We start from the raw sequence: 13,468 nt of genomic DNA on the forward strand, positions 1-13,468 counted from the left end.
TTTCATGTCCGGTTGCACCACCAGCAACGGAGCAGACGGGGTCACCACCAGTTCTGTCGGCACGAAGTCCTATGCCTATACGGCGAAGGACAAGGAGTGTCTGGCGCGAGCGATGTTCTTCGAATCCAATCGCTCCAGTCGCGACGGCCTCGTGGCCGTCGGCAGCGTCGTCATGAACCGGCTCAAATCGGGCCAATATGCCGATACGGTTTGTGGCGTGGTCGGCCAGAAGAACCAGTTCGCGCCCGGCGTTCTGTCCAGGCGCATGGATTCCAAGGCACTGCCCGATGTGCAGGCCGCAGCCGAGGCGGTGCTCAAGGGCGAGCGACATCCTAAGGTTGCACCAAATGTCATGTTCTTCCATACCGCCGGACTGAAATTCCCATACAAGAACATGCACTACACCACCGTTGCCGGCGGCAATGCCTTCTATGAGAAGCGCGGGCGCAAACCGGCAAAATTGCCCGCCGCTCCGGAAGCCGAGACGATGGTCGCTTCCGCCGACAAGCCGACCTTGCCCGGCGTCGAGGATTCAGCGCCCACCACGGTCGCTTCGGCTAGTTCTGACGCGGCGCTGGCAAGCGCCATGTCCTTCCAGGCTAGCCCCAAGCAGGCCGAGGCCATCGGCGCGCTGATCGCCAGCCAGGATCGGCCGATGAACGATTAGGGGATGGCGGGCGTGACGCCCGCCTTCACTATTCGCTACTCACTGTTCGCTACACGTTTTATATCGCTTCCATGTCGAAGCGAATCGCCGGTCCCGAGATCGAACGTCTGATTCAGCTCCTTGCCAAGGTGCCGGGGCTTGGGCCGCGCTCGGCGCGCCGTGCCGCACTTCACCTGATCAAGAAGAAGGAACAGCTGCTGGCGCCACTGGCCGCAGCCATGGGCGAAGCTGTCGACAAGGTGCGGGTGTGCTCCACCTGCGGCAACGTCGATACGTCGGATCCTTGCATGATCTGCACCGATCCGCGCCGTGACCCCACCACCATCATCGTTGTCGAGGACGTGTCCGACCTGTGGGCGCTCGAGCGCGCCGGGGCGATGAACGCGCGTTTCCATGTGCTGGGCGGAACGCTGTCGCCGCTCGACGGCATCGGTCCGGACCAGCTCACCATCAAGCAGCTGGTGACGCGTATCGCCGAGGGCGGTGTCAGCGAGGTCATCCTCGCCGTCAACGCAACCGTCGAGGGCCAGACCACGGCGCACTATCTGACCGACCAGCTTTCCGGCTTCGATATCAAGGTCACACGGCTCGCGCATGGCGTGCCGGTCGGCGGCGAACTCGATTACCTCGACGAGGGGACACTGTCGGCCGCACTCAAGTCGCGTACCGTCTTTTGACGCAATTGCCCGGCAGGGAGGGGGAATGAAACGTCTTCTCGCCAGAATTGCCGTGCGCTCCACGGCCGCCGTTTTCCGGTTGGCCATCGCTGGCCTGCTTGCCGTATCCCCCGCCTCAGCCGCAAAGATCGACGACCAGTTCCAGGCTTGGCTGGCAAAAGACCTGTGGCCGGAAGCCAAGGCCAAGGGCATTTCCAGGACTACTTTTGACGCGGCTTTCTCGGGTGTATCGCCCAATTTGAAGCTGCCCGACCTCGTCTTGCCGGGCGAAAAGCCCAAGACGCCAAAAAAACAGCATCAGGCTGAATTCGGCTCGCCGGGCAACTATTTTGCCGAAAAGACCCTCGGTGCCGTCACTGCAGGCGGTCGCACGCGCGCCGGCGCAAACGCGAAGACGCTTGCCGCGATCGAAAAACGCTTCGGCGTGCCCGGTGGTGTGGTGCTCGCCATCTGGGGTCGCGAATCCGGCTTTGGCGCGGCCAAGATGCCTTACGACGCCTTCGAGGTTCTGGGCACAAAGGCGTTCCTTGCGACGCGCAAGGACATGTTCCGCAAGGAGCTTCTCGCCGGACTTGAAATGGTCGAGCGCGGGCTGGTCAGCCGCAAGGACATGCGCTCGTCCTGGGCGGGCGCCCTTGGCCAGCCGCAGTTCCTGCCGACATCCTTTTTGCAGCATGCCGTGGATTTCGACGGCGACGGCCGTGCCGACATCTGGAAGTCGACGCCCGACACGTTGGCCTCGATCGCCAATTATCTCGTCCACTACGGCTGGGTTAAAGGGCGCGACTGGGGCTTCGAGGTTTCCGTGCCCGACAATGTCACCTGCGCGCTGGAGGGCCCCGATCAGGGCAAGAGGATATCGGACTGGGCGGCGATGGGCATAACGCGCGTCGGCGGCAGGCCGTTTCCGGCCAACGAGTCACGCGCCGACGGCTTCCTGATGATGCCTGCGGGTCGCAACGGCCCGGCTTTCATCGTCACGCCCAATTTCTACGTGCTCAAGGAATACAACGAGAGCGACGTCTACGCGCTGTTCATCGGCCACGGCGCAGACCGCATTGCCAGCGGCGACAAGCGCTTTGCTGGCGCCTGGGGCAAGGTCGACGGGCTCTATCGCTCGGACGTCGCCGACATGCAGCGTGGACTTGAAAAGCTCGGCTACGATGTCGGCGGTGCCGACGGCCTGCCCGGTTTCAAGACACGCCGTTCGATCGGCGACTGGCAAGCCAAGAACGGCCGCTCTGCCACGTGTTTTCCGGACAAGTCAGTGGTCGAGGCGATGCGCTAGTTTCCTTCTCCCCGCAAGCGGGGCGAGGGGCTGCGACTACGCCAAGACCTTCTTCTGCTGGTGCAGCTCCGCCAAGATTTCGTATGAGCGCTTGCGAGCTGGATGGTCGTAGACTTGTGCCGTCACCATCAGCTCATCCGCGCCGGTGCGAGCGATGAAGGCCTCGATGCCGTGCCGTACCGTGTCAGGCGAACCGACCACCGCGCAGGCGAGCGTCTGCGACAGCATCTGGCGTGCGACCGGATCGAGTTCGCCCTCGTAGCCTTCGACAGGTGCCGGCAGCTTGCCCGGACGGCCGCTGCGCAGGTTGACGAAGGCCTGCTGGACCGAAGTGAACAACAGCTTTGCTTCCGCGTCGGAGTCGGCCGCAACGACATTGATTCCGGCCATGACATAGGGCTTGGCCAGCCGCTCCGAGGGCTGGAAGCGCGAGCGGTAGATTTCGAGCGCATGGTCGAGTTCGGCCGGGGCGAAATGCGAGGCGAACGCGTAGGGCAGGCCGAGCATGGCCGCGAGATGGGCGCCATAGAGGCTTGAGCCGAGCACCCAGACCTCGACCTGCTCGCCTTCGCCGGGCACGGCGCGAATGCGCTGTTCCGGCGTCGCCGGCTCGAAGTAGCCCATAAGTTCGACCACATCCTGGGGGAAATTGTCGACGCCGGCCTCGAGATTGCGGCGCAGCGCACGCGCAGTCAGCATATCAGTGCCCGGCGCTCGGCCGATGCCGAGGTCTATACGGCCCGGATGCAGGGCGGCCAGGGTGCCGAACTGTTCGGCGATGACCAACGGGGCATGGTTGGGCAGCATGATGCCGCCGGCGCCGACGCGGATGGTGCTGGTGCCGGCCGCGACATGGGCGATGACAACCGAGGTCGCGGCACTGGCGATGCCTGCCATGTTGTGGTGTTCGGCCAGCCAGTAGCGGTGGAAACCCAGTTTCTCGGCATGTCGCGCGAGGTCGAGCGTGTTCCTCAGCGATTGGCCGGCAGTGCTGCCTTCGGTGACCGGCGAAAGGTCGAGCACGGATAGGGTGGTCATGGGGCAGCTCCGGCGGTTGGGACCCGCCGGATATAGGAAGCGGTTTGCCGCGAACAAACCCGTCGCGGCAATTTACCTTGGTCCAGGCACCGGAGCGTCAGGCGGCAGCTACCGGCTGCGATGTCGTCGCACCCAGTTCCTTGCGCACCAGCGGCGCCACCTTGGTGCCGTAGAGTTCGATCGCCTTCATGATCTTGTCATGTGGCATGATGCCGATCGCCATCTGCAGCAGGAAGCGGTCGTTCTTGAACAGCTTGTGTTGAGCCACGATCTTTTCGGCCACCACTTCCGGGCTGCCGACGAACAGGGCGCCCTGCGGCGAACGCGCCTGGTCGAAATGCGCCCTGGATGTCGGGCCCCAGCCGCGCTCGCGCCCGATGCGGTTCATCACCTCGGCTTGTGGCCCGTAGAAATCGTCGGCTGCCTGCTCGGTCGTCTCGCCGACGAAGCCATGCACGTTGATGCTGGTGGCGAGCTTGGCCGGTTCCTGGCCCCCACGGCGCGCCGCCTCGCGATAGAGATCAAACAGGGGGGCGAAATGGGCCGGCTCGCCACCGATGATCGCAAGCGCCAACGGCAGGCCGAGCACGCCGGCGCGCGCGGCCGACTGCGGAGTGCCGCCAATGGCGATCCAGATCGGCAGACTGTCCTGATAGGGGCGGGGATAGACGCCACGATCGTTGATCGGCGCGCGATGGGTGCCTGACCATGTCACGCGCTCGCTGTCGCGCAGCGCCAGCAGCAAGTCGAGCTTTTCGGCGAACAAATCGTCGTAGTCCTCGAGATTGTAGCCAAACAGCGGGAACGATTCGATGAACGAGCCGCGACCCGCCATGATCTCGGCACGGCCGCCGGAGAGCTGGTCCAGGGTAGCGAATTGCTGGAACACGCGTACGGGATCGTCGGACGACAAAACGGTCACGGCACTCGTCAGCCTGATCCGCTTGGTGCGCTCGGCAGCGGCCGCCAGGGCGACGACCGGCGCCGAAGCCGCGTAGTCTGGGCGGTGGTGCTCGCCAAGGCCGAATACGTCGAGCCCGACCTGGTCGGCCAGTTCGATTTCTTCGATGAGATTGCGTAGCCGCTGATGCGGCCCGATGGCGCCAGGTCCGGGTTCAGGACTGACGTCGGCAAAAGTGTACAGGCCTAGTTCCATGGTCTCTGGTCCTATCGCTATTTTTCGTGCTACAAGTAGCTATCGCTCCACGACGCCGCCAGATGCGGTCTAGTGAACAATCCATGTCGAGATTGGCGCCAAGAGCGTTTCCTATCCGCAACATCATGCGAATTCATGGGAGACATGCCTTTTTGGCGCTTGAACTATCCCTTCGTGCGCGTATGTAAGCGGCGCGAAGTGACTTCAGGGAAATCAAATTGGCAATCTACAGAGAAAAAGACGTCTTCGAGCGGCGTAACGCCGCCAATGACGCAAAGAAAGCACTCCTCGAAAAGTTCAAGGCCCGCCCCGCAGCTGACGATCCGATGGTCCTGGCCCGTCAGGCCGAGCGCAAGGCTATCCTAGAGGCTCGCGCCATCCGCGAAGCCGAGAAGGAAAAGCTGCGCCAGGAGCGCCTGGCTCGCGAAGCTGCAGAAAAGGCCGAGCGCGAAGCCAAGGCCGAAGCCGAACGTCTGGCAGCGGAAGAAGCCGCACAGGCGGAAGCCAAGGCACGCGAGGCCGAGGAAGGCGATCGTATCGCTCGCCTGCTCGCCGACGAGGCCGAACGCAAGGCCAAGCGCGATGCGCGCTACGCCGCACGCAAGGCGCGTGGCAAGCGGATGCCGCCCTCGGCCAACTTCGGCTGACACATTCGCCTGAGTGACGCATCGGTCTGGTAACCAGGTTCGATAGTGCAAATTCACATTGCTAGCGGTTCGCGACCGGGGGTATTGCCAAGCCCCGGTCGCGGATCGCTTTTGCGCGTCTATTGGTCAGTGTTCGGATTTGGGCTCATGGCCCGCCCCACAGGGCTGGCCATTTCACGATTTCGTCGATTTTATCAGGCGACGAGCTTGAGACCGACGATGCCCGACACGATCAGGGCGATGCAGGCGAGGCGAATCGCCGTCGCCGGCTCGCCGAAAAGCCAGATGCCGAGCATCGCGGTGCCAACGGTGCCGATGCCGGTCCAGATCGCATAGGCGGTGCCAAGCGGCAAAGACTTCAGCGCCAGGCCGAGCAGGCCGAGGCTGATGACCATCGAGGCAACGGTGAGGACAGTTGGCATCGGCCTAGTAAAGCCGTCGGTGTATTTCAGGCCGATGGCCCAGCCGATCTCGAACAAGCCGGCAAAAAACAGATAAGTCCAAGCCATGGAACGCTCCATTGGGGATGGCGGGTCGTCCCGGCCGGGTTTTTTTGGGGGAATGCAAGGCCGTCCTTGCACCGTTCAAATAGGTTCTTTTGATGAAAAGTTCAACCATGCGCCCGGCCGAGACCGGGCGCGGCTGATTGGCGTCAAGCCGATAGCAGGGACTACTTGTCCTTGAGCTTCGTCGCTTGCACCGGAGGTGCCTTGAATGCCGGCGCAGGCGCAGGCTTCTTGGCATCTTTCTTGGGTTTCCGGGGTTCTTTCCCCGCTTTCATCGCACCCTTGGCCATGATTCGTTTCTCCCGCTGCTGAGACGCGAAGTGAAACGCGAAGTCGCCGCGCTTGCAAGAGGGGTATTGAGGGCACCGACCGCGCCTTCGCCGCTGGGGCGAAAACGCTTGAGTGCGGAAATGTCCCCGCTACAGTCTGACCACGAGAGGTAGAGATGGCAGCACATTCCGGCTCGAAGCTTGTGATTTTCGCGGCGATAGCGGGCAACTTGCTCATCGCTGCAACCAAGTTCGTCGCAGCGGCCTTCACTGGCAGTTCGGCGATGCTGTCGGAAGGGGTGCATTCGCTCGTCGACACCGGCAATGGGGCGCTGCTGCTCTACGGGCTTCATCGCGCCGCCCAGCCACCCGACCGCATGCATCCGTTCGGCCATGGCCGCGAGCTCTATTTCTGGAGCTTCATCGTAGCACTCCTTGTCTTCGCGCTCGGTGCGGGCGTCGCCTTCTATGAAGGCATCGTGCACATGCTCGACCCCGAGCCGATCGAAAACCCGCTCATCAACTATGTGGTGCTCGGCCTTTGCATGGTGTTCGAAGGCGGTTCGTGGCTGGTCGCCTTCAAGGAGTTTCGCCGCAACAAGGGTGATCTCGGCTACATCCAGGCGGTTCGCCGCAGCAAGGATCCGAGCGTCTATACTGTGCTGTTTGAAGACAGCGCTGCCTTGCTTGGCCTCATCATCGCTTTCATTGGTATTTCGGCCGCGCAATATTTCGAGCAGCCCTGGCTCGATGGCGCCGCTTCCATCGGCATCAGCCTGATCCTGGGTGCAACGGCCGTGTTCCTGGCCCATGAAAGCAAGGGGCTGTTGATGGGCGAGCCGGCGCTGCCGGATGTGCAATCGTCGATCCTTGCCATCGCCCAGGCCGATCCCGCGGTCGAGAACGCCAACGGCGTGCTGACGGTGCATATGGGCCCCGAGCAGGTCGTTGCCGGCCTCAGCCTCGATTTCGTCGATCATATCTCGGCCGCCGAGATCGAACTTTGCGTCGAGCGGCTGGAGGCCAAGCTCAAGGCCGAGGTTCCGGAAGTGACGGCAGTGTTCGTCAAGCCGCAGACGTCGCGGCTCTGGCGGGAGCGGCGGGCGCGAATCGTGAACCCGCAAGGCGGGACGGCGGCGCCTGAAAAGGATTAGGATGCCTAAGGCATCATCAGTTTCCGAAAGGGAGGCATTTCATGAAGATAGAGGGCGGGTGCCATTGCGGCGCCATCACGTATAAAGCCGAAGTCGATCCGGAGAAGACGGCGATCTGCCACTGCACCGATTGCCAGAAACTGACCGGAACGGCCTTCCGTGTCACAGTGCCCGTGGCCGAGGACAAGATCGTATTTTCGGGAACGCCGAAGATCTACGTCAAGACAGGCGAGAGCGGCAACAAGCGGGCACAGGGCTTTTGTGCCGAGTGCGGTTCGCACCTGTTCGCCACGTCAGTCGGCGACGGACCCAAGGTCTATGGTCTCAGGACAGGCACATCCGACCAGCGCGAGCAACTGGTACCGCGCAAGCAGGTGTGGCACCGCTCGGCGCTGCATTGGCTGCCCGCATTCGACAGCATGGAAACGGTGGAGAAGGCCTAGTACGCCTTTCCTACTCCTCTTCGACGACGCGCAGGCGCAACTGGCCGGTCTTCGAATCGGCCGCGCGCGGGGCTTGCGGCCGTGGCGCTTCCTCGCCTTCGCCGGCATGCCCCGCACCGAACTCCAGCGCCTCGATCTTTTCGCCGCGCTTGGTGACCTTGGATGACGACACGAGGATGTCGTCGATGTCCTTGCTTGCCTGGCCGAAATGCGTCTGCAGCTTGCGCACGCGCTCGTCCAGACGCCCGACATCCTCCATCAGCCTGATGACTTCCCCCTGGATCAGGTGCGCCTGTTCGCGCATGCGGGCATCCTTGAGGATCGCCTGGATGACCTGGATCGACAGCATCAAGAGCGATGGCGAGACGATGACGATGCGGGCGCGGTGGGCGCGCTGCACCAGGGATTCGAAGTTTTCGTGGATCTCGGCGAAAATCGATTCCGACGGCACGAACATGAAGGCGGTGTCCTGCGTCTCGCCCGATATCAGGTATTTGTCGGCGATCGCCTTGATGTGGACCTCGAGGTCGCGCCGGAACGCCTGGGCGGCATATTTTTGGGCATCGACAGTGCCGTTGGTGTCGGCCGCCGCGCGGATCGCGTTCCACGCCTCGAGCGGGAATTTGGCATCGATCACCAGGGAAGGCGCGCCGTTCGGCATCTTGACCAGGCAGTCCGGCCGGTTGCTGTTCGACAGCGTCGCCTGGAACTCGTAGGCGCCGAGCGGCAATCCGTCGGCGACGATCGCTTCCATCCGTGATTGGCCAAAGGCACCGCGCGTCTGCTTGTTGGACAGGATTGCCTGCAACTGCACGACCTGGCCGGCGAGCGACTGGATGTTGCCCTGCGCGGTGTCGATGACGGCCAGCCGCTCCTGCAGCTTGGCGAGGCTGTCATGCGTCGACTTGGTCTGTTCGGCCATGGTCTGGCCGATGCGGCCGGTCATGGCGTCGAGGCGCTGGCCGAGCGACTGGGTGAGTTCGGCCTGGCGCGCGCCGAAGATGTCGGCGACCGTGCCGAGCCGGCCCTGCATCTCCGCCTGCGCCTGCAGGATGCCTGCCATGCGGGCTTCTGCGTCGCGGGCGTGGTCGGCGGCTTCGGCGGCGGCGACCGCGCGTGCCTTGGCCGAACGCCACAGGGCAACCATCAGCATGACGAACAAGGCTACCAACAGAAAGGCCGCGAAGCCAAGTGCCTCGCCGAGCGTGATGATGGTGGCGCCAAGCTGGGCGACCGGGGCCGACAGGATGCTGGAAAGCTCGTTCATGGCCGGCACAATAACCGATTCGCCCCGCAAGGTCAGATCAAAGCAGGAACATTGCCGCGTCAGACCAGTTGACGGTTTTATTCCGACATCTTAGTTGAAGCGCATGACGATCAAGCCGCTCATCCTCCTTCCCGATCCGCTGTTGCGCGAGCAATCCAAACCGGTCGAACGCATCGACGACGGCGTGCGCAAGTTCGCGCGCGACATGCTCGACACCATGTATGACGCGCCGGGCATCGGCCTGGCCGCGATCCAGGTCGGCGAGCCGATCCGCTTGATCGTGATCGACCTCGCCAAGGAGGGCGAAGAGCCGGCGCCGCGCATCGTCATCAATCCCGAGATCGTGACGAGCAGCGATGACCGCGCGGTCTACGAAGAGGGATGCCTGTCGATTCCCGACTATTATGCCGAAGTCGAGCGTCCGGCGACGGTTCGGGTGAAGTATCTCGACGAACACGGCAAGCAGCAGGAAGTCGACGCCGATGGCCTGCTCGCCACCTGCCTGCAGCACGAGATCGACCATCTGAACGGCGTGTTGTTCATCGACTACATCTCCAAGCTCAAGCGCGACATGGTGATGAAGAAGTTCAAGAAGCTCGCCAAGGACCGTCCGCCGAGCCGAATGGTGGGGTGATTCTGCCCCATTTGCCGGTATCGCCGCGGCCTGATATCATTGATATCAAGCGATGGAGGTGCCCATGGGCGACCTGCTGATCAGGAATATCCCGGAAGCTGTCAAGGAAGGCTTGACTGACAGGGCTCGCCAAGGCGGCCGCAGCCTGTCTGATGAGGTGATGCTGCGTCTTGTCCGCAGTCTGGCGGAAGACGAACAAACGCCAGCGGTAACCAAGAATGCCTACCAGATGCTGAGAAGCGTTTTCGAAGACAACGATGCGCTGATGTCCGACGAGGACCACGCCGAATTCATGCAAGCCGTCGAGGAGATGCGCAAGGACATGGGGCGGCCCGTCCCTGACCTTGAATGATTGTCCTCGATACGAACGTGGTGTCCGAAATCGCGCTGCGCCGTCCCGATGCCAACGTTGTTGCCTGGATGGCGCAGCAAGACCGGTCTGAGCTGTCTATTTGTGCTCCTGTGGTGGCTGAGCTTTCGTATGGCGCTCATCGAATTCTGCTCAGAGACAAGAACCCGAAGCATCTTGGTGCACTGTCGCTGTTGATCAGCGGGCAGTTCCGCAACCAAGTGCTTGTCAACGACGCCACTTCCGCAATGAGGTTCGGCGAGATCCTGGCCAAACGAGAAGCGGTTGGTCGCCCGATGGGCCTGATGGACGCCATGATCGCCGCGATCTGCTTCGTCCACGACGCAACTCTTGCCACACGCAACGTTCGCGACTTCGACGGACTTGACCTCAGGCTCGTAAACCCGTTTGAAGCGAGAGCCTGAACGGATAGCCGAACGCCATCTGGGGCATTGCGGGATAGCCAGAGCCGAATGAGCCTTCGCGTCATCTTCATGGGCACGCCGGACTTTTCCGTGCCAACGCTGCGTGCGATTGCTGAGGCCGGCCACGAGGTCGTTGCCGTCTATAGCCAGCCGCCGCGCGCCGCAGGCCGTCGTGGGCTCGAACTCACGCCATCGCCGGTGCAACGCGAGGCCGAGCGGTTGGGCATCGAAGTGCGCACTCCGCTGTCGTTGAAAGGTGAGGCCGAGCAGGCAGCATTTGCGCGCCTCAAGGCCGATGTCGCGGTCGTCGTCGCATATGGGCTGCTGCTGCCCAAGGCCATTCTTGAGGGTACCCGGCTTGGCTGCTACAACGGTCATGCTTCGCTGCTGCCGCGCTGGCGCGGGGCTGCTCCCATCCAGCGCGCCATCATGGCGGGCGACGCGGAAACCGGCATGATGGTCATGCGGATGGAAGAAGGATTGGACACCGGACCGGTCGCCAGACTTGAAAAAGTCGCGATTGCACCCGACATGACAGCCGGCGAGTTGCACGATCGTCTGATGGCGGTGGGTGCCTCGCTTATGGTAGAAGCGCTGGCGGAACTCGAAGCGGGCAAGCTGGAAACGGTACCGCAGGCCAGCGAAGGCGTGACCTACGCCAAGAAAATCGATAAAGCGGAGACGCGGATCGACTGGACCTTGCCGGCAACGGCGGTCGACAACAATATCCGTGGCCTGTCGCCGCTTCCCGGCGCCTGGTGCGAATTTGAAATCGGCGGACGGACAGAGCGCCTGAAAGTCTTGCGCTCGCAACGTGCCGCCGGAAATGGAGAGCCGGGAACGGTTCTCAACGACCGGTTGGAGATTGCCTGCGGCGAAGGTGCCGTTGGATTGGTCGAGGTACAAAAGGCGGGAGGAAAGCCCGTCACCGCGGATGAATTCCTGCGCGGTGCCAAGATCGAAAAAGGAATGAAGTTGTCATGAGCATGATGTCGATTCGGGCGGCAACGCCCCGCGACCGTGAGGCGATCCGCCTCGTTGAAGAACATGCCTTCGGTCAGCAGGCCGAGGCCGGCCTGGTCGATGCGCTGGTGTCCCAGGGTGACGTGATCGTCGAACTGGTCGCTGAGGAAGACGGTGACGTGGTCGGCCACATCCTGTTTTCGCGCCTCTACGTTCAGAATGGCGCCAGCACTGTTGCGGCGGTCGCACTTGCGCCACTGGCCGTCGAGCCTGATTTCCATGGCACCGGCATCGGCGGCGCGCTGATCCGCGAGGCCCACATCCGCCTCAAGGATGCCGGCGAGACGCTTGCCGTGGTGCTTGGCGATCCGGCCTATTACGGCCGCTTCGGCTATACCCACGAGCGTGCCGCGAAGTTCGAAAGCGATTATCAGGGCGAGGCGCTGCAGGCTCTTGCCTGGGGCGACGCTCCCGAGACCGGCAGGCTGGTCTACGCCTCGGCCTTCGGCACGGCTCTGGCCGCGTAAGCGGCCGGAGTTTTCCAGCACATGCCGCGCTATCGCCTGGATATCGAGTATGACGGTCGCGCCTATGCCGGTTGGCAGCGGCAGGCTGGCCTGAACACCGTGCAGGCTGCCATCGAGCAGGCTATCCAAAAATTCAGCGGCGACGAGATTTCGCTGCGCGGCGCTGGCCGCACCGATGCCGGCGTGCATGCGACGGCGCAGGTGGCTCACGCCGACCTGACGAAGGATTGGGCCAACGACAAGGTGCGCGATGCGGTCAACGCGCATCTGCAGGCGGCGGGCGAAACCGTTGCGGTGCTTGCAGCGCAGAAGGTCTCGGACGAGTTCGATGCCCGTTTCTCGGCCACAGGGCGCCACTACATCTACAGGATCCTCAATCGCCGGGCACCCGCCGCGCTGGAGCGAGGCAAGGTCTGGTGGGTACCCAAGCGCCTCGACCACGAGGCAATGGCCGAGGCCGCCAGGCTTCTGCTTGGCCGGCACGATTTCACCACCTTCCGCTCGACCCAGTGCCAGGCCAACAGTCCGCTGCGGACGCTCGACCGGCTCGATGTGACGCGGACCGGCGACATCATCGAGGTCACGACCTCGGCGCGTTCTTTCCTGCACAACCAGGTGCGTTCGATGGTCGGCTCCCTGAAGCGGGTCGGAGAGGGGGGCTGGAGTGCCGATGATCTCAAGGCTGCACTCGACGCCCGCAATCGCTCTGCCTGCGGCCAGGTGGCCCCGCCTGATGGGCTCTATCTGAGCGGCGTGGATTACTAGAGCGACCTTTGTGCGTCCGAATGGACGCTCTACGTCCTAGGATCTGCGCATCGTGCTTTCCGAAAATCGGTCCCTATTTTCGGGCCGGTGCGCTAGGGGACGTAGATCCCGAACAGGGCCTGCAGCGAAAACAATACCAGCAGCGATAGCATGAACATGGCGGTGAAGACCGCCGACCCAACCGCGGCCCCCTTGCCGATGGTTGCGTTTGTCATGCGCCAGGTGAGCACCATGGACAGGCCGAACAGCCCCAGCGACAACAGCGCCGTGAAGCTTTGTGCCGACGGAAACAGCATGCGCGACAGCGCAGTCGGCAGCATCAGCCACGCGACGATTGCCGAAGTCCAGTTGCTGGCAACCACATAGTGGACGAAGCGGTCGCCGACGCCCGCGCGCGGCGCCACCAGCGCAAAGGCAATCAGCGGCAATATCCAGGCCCCGATGTCGACCAGCGCCAGCCGCAGGATGATGCCGAAGCGGGTGGCGAAAAACGCCGATTGCAGCGCAAGCTCATCGGAAACGGCGACCCAGCCGACGATTAGCGCCGGCGCCGCGATCAAGATGGCAAGGAACGAGTTCCAGAAGCCGTCGGCGCTGAGATCAAGCTGGCGCAACCCGTCGGCCTTGCCCAGCATCAGCCGCCAGGCGCCCGACAGATGTTGCTCGATGTCATCGGTTGCCAACATGGGAGCT

General features: G+C 63.0%; 17 protein-coding genes and 1 pseudogene. 12 read left to right on the forward strand and 6 right to left on the reverse strand.

Going from position 1 to position 13,468, the window contains the following annotated elements:
- Positions 1–4: 4 nt before the first annotated feature.
- From C8K44_RS27920 to C8K44_RS14640, 3 genes and pseudogenes are all read left to right on the forward strand, one after another.
- Positions 5–448 (forward strand): annotated as a pseudogene (locus C8K44_RS27920) (cell wall hydrolase); the annotation flags it as partial.
- 290 nt (positions 449–738) lie between these two features.
- Positions 739–1,344: a recombination mediator RecR gene (gene recR / locus C8K44_RS14635; protein WP_109576534.1), complete on the forward strand. Its 606-nt coding sequence runs from the start codon at positions 739–741 to the stop codon at positions 1,342–1,344.
- Positions 1,345–1,369: 25 nt separating this feature from the next.
- The gene (locus tag C8K44_RS14640; protein ID WP_245417486.1) at positions 1,370–2,632 is read left to right on the forward strand and encodes a lytic murein transglycosylase; all 1,263 of its coding nucleotides are present in this window, start codon (positions 1,370–1,372) and stop codon (positions 2,630–2,632) included.
- Between the two features lie 36 nt (positions 2,633–2,668).
- Here the strand turns inward: C8K44_RS14640 and C8K44_RS14645 are convergent, their stop codons facing one another.
- Positions 2,669–3,670 (reverse strand): LLM class flavin-dependent oxidoreductase, encoded by a 1,002-nt coding sequence (locus C8K44_RS14645; protein WP_109576535.1) that lies wholly within the window; start codon positions 3,668–3,670, stop codon positions 2,669–2,671.
- A 97-nt stretch (positions 3,671–3,767) separates the two neighbouring features.
- The gene (locus C8K44_RS14650) at positions 3,768–4,826 is read right to left on the reverse strand and encodes an LLM class flavin-dependent oxidoreductase (RefSeq protein WP_109576536.1); all 1,059 of its coding nucleotides are present in this window, start codon (positions 4,824–4,826) and stop codon (positions 3,768–3,770) included.
- 218 nt (positions 4,827–5,044) lie between these two features.
- On the opposite strand from C8K44_RS14650, the gene C8K44_RS14655 reads away from it, so the two are divergent.
- Positions 5,045–5,473, forward strand: coding sequence for a DUF6481 family protein (locus tag C8K44_RS14655; RefSeq protein WP_109576537.1), 429 nt, complete (start codon positions 5,045–5,047; stop codon positions 5,471–5,473).
- Between the two features lie 194 nt (positions 5,474–5,667).
- Here the strand turns inward: C8K44_RS14655 and sugE are convergent, their stop codons facing one another.
- Both sugE and C8K44_RS28175 read right to left on the reverse strand, forming a co-directional pair.
- Complete coding sequence (gene sugE / locus C8K44_RS14660; RefSeq protein ID WP_109576654.1) at positions 5,668–5,982, reverse strand: quaternary ammonium compound efflux SMR transporter SugE; 315 nt, start codon at positions 5,980–5,982, stop codon at positions 5,668–5,670.
- Between the two features lie 161 nt (positions 5,983–6,143).
- Positions 6,144–6,269 (reverse strand): hypothetical protein, encoded by a 126-nt coding sequence (locus C8K44_RS28175; protein WP_109576538.1) that lies wholly within the window; start codon positions 6,267–6,269, stop codon positions 6,144–6,146.
- Between the two features lie 155 nt (positions 6,270–6,424).
- Between C8K44_RS28175 and C8K44_RS14670 the strand changes: the two genes are divergently transcribed.
- Both C8K44_RS14670 and C8K44_RS14675 read left to right on the forward strand, forming a co-directional pair.
- Positions 6,425–7,402: a cation diffusion facilitator family transporter gene (locus C8K44_RS14670; RefSeq protein WP_109576539.1), complete on the forward strand. Its 978-nt coding sequence runs from the start codon at positions 6,425–6,427 to the stop codon at positions 7,400–7,402.
- Positions 7,403–7,443: 41 nt separating this feature from the next.
- Positions 7,444–7,845, forward strand: coding sequence for a GFA family protein (locus C8K44_RS14675; protein WP_109576540.1), 402 nt, complete (start codon positions 7,444–7,446; stop codon positions 7,843–7,845).
- A 10-nt stretch (positions 7,846–7,855) separates the two neighbouring features.
- Here C8K44_RS14675 and C8K44_RS14680 read toward each other — a convergent pair whose 3' ends face one another.
- Entirely contained in the window at positions 7,856–9,112 is a 1,257-nt protein-coding gene (locus tag C8K44_RS14680; protein WP_109576655.1) for a DNA recombination protein RmuC, read from the reverse strand.
- A gap of 103 nt (positions 9,113–9,215) precedes the next feature.
- Between C8K44_RS14680 and def the strand changes: the two genes are divergently transcribed.
- From def to truA, 6 genes are all read left to right on the forward strand, one after another.
- On the forward strand, positions 9,216–9,746 hold the full coding sequence (gene def, locus C8K44_RS14685; RefSeq protein ID WP_109576541.1) for a peptide deformylase: 531 nt from the start codon (positions 9,216–9,218) through the stop codon (positions 9,744–9,746).
- 64 nt (positions 9,747–9,810) lie between these two features.
- On the forward strand, positions 9,811–10,098 hold the full coding sequence (locus C8K44_RS14690) for a plasmid stabilization protein (RefSeq protein ID WP_146203944.1): 288 nt from the start codon (positions 9,811–9,813) through the stop codon (positions 10,096–10,098).
- Positions 10,095–10,520: a type II toxin-antitoxin system VapC family toxin gene (locus C8K44_RS14695; RefSeq protein WP_109576543.1), complete on the forward strand. Its 426-nt coding sequence runs from the start codon at positions 10,095–10,097 to the stop codon at positions 10,518–10,520. Before C8K44_RS14690 ends, C8K44_RS14695 begins: the two co-directional genes overlap by 4 nt.
- Before the next feature lie 48 nt (positions 10,521–10,568).
- Complete coding sequence (gene fmt, locus C8K44_RS14700; RefSeq protein ID WP_109576544.1) at positions 10,569–11,504, forward strand: methionyl-tRNA formyltransferase; 936 nt, start codon at positions 10,569–10,571, stop codon at positions 11,502–11,504.
- Entirely contained in the window at positions 11,501–12,010 is a 510-nt protein-coding gene (locus tag C8K44_RS14705) for an N-acetyltransferase (RefSeq protein ID WP_109576545.1), read from the forward strand. The genes fmt and C8K44_RS14705 overlap by 4 nt, the downstream gene beginning before the upstream one ends.
- Positions 12,011–12,031: 21 nt before the next feature.
- The gene (gene truA / locus C8K44_RS14710; RefSeq protein WP_109576546.1) at positions 12,032–12,775 is read left to right on the forward strand and encodes a tRNA pseudouridine(38-40) synthase TruA; all 744 of its coding nucleotides are present in this window, start codon (positions 12,032–12,034) and stop codon (positions 12,773–12,775) included.
- Between the two features lie 92 nt (positions 12,776–12,867).
- On the opposite strand, the gene C8K44_RS14715 is transcribed toward truA, so the two are convergent.
- Positions 12,868–13,461 (reverse strand): transporter, encoded by a 594-nt coding sequence (locus tag C8K44_RS14715; protein ID WP_109576547.1) that lies wholly within the window; start codon positions 13,459–13,461, stop codon positions 12,868–12,870.
- Positions 13,462–13,468 lie beyond the last annotated feature (7 nt).

This window comes from Aminobacter sp. AP02 (assembly GCF_003148805.1).
Lineage (GTDB): Bacteria > Pseudomonadota > Alphaproteobacteria > Rhizobiales > Rhizobiaceae > Aminobacter.

Bases quoted from the DNA above. Each gene is read 5' to 3' on its own strand.
- recR (WP_109576534.1), top strand. From the start codon at position 739: ATGTCGAAGCGAATCGCCGGTCCCGAGATCGAACGTCTGATTCAGCTC.
- C8K44_RS14640 (WP_245417486.1), top strand. From the start codon at position 1,370: ATGAAACGTCTTCTCGCCAGAATTGCCGTGCGCTCCACGGCCGCCGTT.
- C8K44_RS14645 (WP_109576535.1), bottom strand. From the start codon at position 3,670: ATGACCACCCTATCCGTGCTCGACCTTTCGCCGGTCACCGAAGGCAGC.
- C8K44_RS14650 (WP_109576536.1), bottom strand. From the start codon at position 4,826: ATGGAACTAGGCCTGTACACTTTTGCCGACGTCAGTCCTGAACCCGGA.
- sugE (WP_109576654.1), bottom strand. From the start codon at position 5,982: ATGGCTTGGACTTATCTGTTTTTTGCCGGCTTGTTCGAGATCGGCTGG.
- C8K44_RS28175 (WP_109576538.1), bottom strand. From the start codon at position 6,269: ATGGCCAAGGGTGCGATGAAAGCGGGGAAAGAACCCCGGAAACCCAAG.
- C8K44_RS14670 (WP_109576539.1), top strand. From the start codon at position 6,425: ATGGCAGCACATTCCGGCTCGAAGCTTGTGATTTTCGCGGCGATAGCG.
- C8K44_RS14675 (WP_109576540.1), top strand. From the start codon at position 7,444: ATGAAGATAGAGGGCGGGTGCCATTGCGGCGCCATCACGTATAAAGCC.
- C8K44_RS14680 (WP_109576655.1), bottom strand. From the start codon at position 9,112: ATGAACGAGCTTTCCAGCATCCTGTCGGCCCCGGTCGCCCAGCTTGGC.
- def (WP_109576541.1), top strand. From the start codon at position 9,216: ATGACGATCAAGCCGCTCATCCTCCTTCCCGATCCGCTGTTGCGCGAG.
- C8K44_RS14690 (WP_146203944.1), top strand. From the start codon at position 9,811: ATGGGCGACCTGCTGATCAGGAATATCCCGGAAGCTGTCAAGGAAGGC.
- C8K44_RS14695 (WP_109576543.1), top strand. From the start codon at position 10,095: ATGATTGTCCTCGATACGAACGTGGTGTCCGAAATCGCGCTGCGCCGT.
- fmt (WP_109576544.1), top strand. From the start codon at position 10,569: ATGAGCCTTCGCGTCATCTTCATGGGCACGCCGGACTTTTCCGTGCCA.
- C8K44_RS14705 (WP_109576545.1), top strand. From the start codon at position 11,501: ATGAGCATGATGTCGATTCGGGCGGCAACGCCCCGCGACCGTGAGGCG.
- truA (WP_109576546.1), top strand. From the start codon at position 12,032: ATGCCGCGCTATCGCCTGGATATCGAGTATGACGGTCGCGCCTATGCC.
- C8K44_RS14715 (WP_109576547.1), bottom strand. From the start codon at position 13,461: ATGTTGGCAACCGATGACATCGAGCAACATCTGTCGGGCGCCTGGCGG.